Origin of the sequence: Burkholderia sp. AU16741 (genome assembly GCF_002223345.1) — a bacterium.
GTDB classification, from domain to species: domain Bacteria; phylum Pseudomonadota; class Gammaproteobacteria; order Burkholderiales; family Burkholderiaceae; genus Burkholderia; species Burkholderia sola.
Window position 1 is genome coordinate 1 of the sequence record NZ_NKEZ01000021.1, and the last position, 972, is coordinate 972.

At 66.8% G+C, this 972-nt stretch carries 1 protein-coding gene; it reads left to right on the forward strand.

Translation table 11 applies throughout. The features are described from left to right. Position 1: 1 nt before the first annotated feature. On the forward strand, positions 2–972 hold a 971-nt coding region (locus tag CFB89_RS33800; protein WP_256979849.1), incomplete at its 3' end, for an AMP-binding protein.

Here is a 972-nt window from a genome sequence, read left to right on the forward strand (position 1 = left end):
GATTGAATCGGTTCTTCACGAAACCCGTCAGTTCGCGCCGCCCGCGGCGCTCGAGAAGACGGCGACCATTTCCGGCATGCCGGCCTATCGCGCGCTCGTCGCCGAGGCCGAGCAGGATTACGAAGGCTTCTGGGCGCGTCTCGCGCGCGAAGGCCTCACGTGGCGCAAGCCGTTCACCCAGGTGCTCGACGAGAGCAACGCGCCGTTCTACAAGTGGTTCGACGACGGCGAACTGAACGCGTCGTACAACTGCCTCGACCGCCACGTCGAAGCCGGCAACGGCGAGCGCGTCGCGGTGATCTTCGAGGCCGACGACGGCACCGTCACCCGCGTGACCTATGCGGATCTTCTCGCGCGCGTGTCGCGCTTCGCCAATGCGCTGAAGAAACGCGGGATCGGCAAGGGCGACCGCGTCGTCATCTATATCCCGATGTCGATCGAAGGCATCGTCGCGATGCAGGCCTGCGCGCGCATCGGCGCGACGCACTCGGTCGTGTTCGGCGGCTTCTCCGCGAAATCGCTGAACGAGCGGCTCGTCGACGTCGGCGCGGTCGCGCTGGTCACCGCCGACGAGCAGGCCCGCGGCGGCAAGACGCTGCCGCTCAAGAGCATCGCCGACGAGGCGATCGCGCTAGGCGGCTGCGAAGCGGTCAAGAGCGTGATCGTCTATCGCCGCACCGGCGGCAAGATCGACTGGCATGCGGATCGCGATCTCTGGATGCACGAGCTCACGGACGGCGAATCCGACACGTGCGAGCCGACCTGGGTCGGCGCCGAGCATCCGCTGTTCATCCTGTATACGTCGGGCTCGACCGGCAAGCCCAAGGGCGTGCAGCACAGCACCGGCGGCTACCTGCTGTGGGCCGCGCAGACGATGAAGTGGACCTTCGACTGGAAACCCGACGACGTGTTCTGGTGCACGGCCGACATCGGCTGGGTCACGGGCCACACGTACATCACCTACGGCCCGCT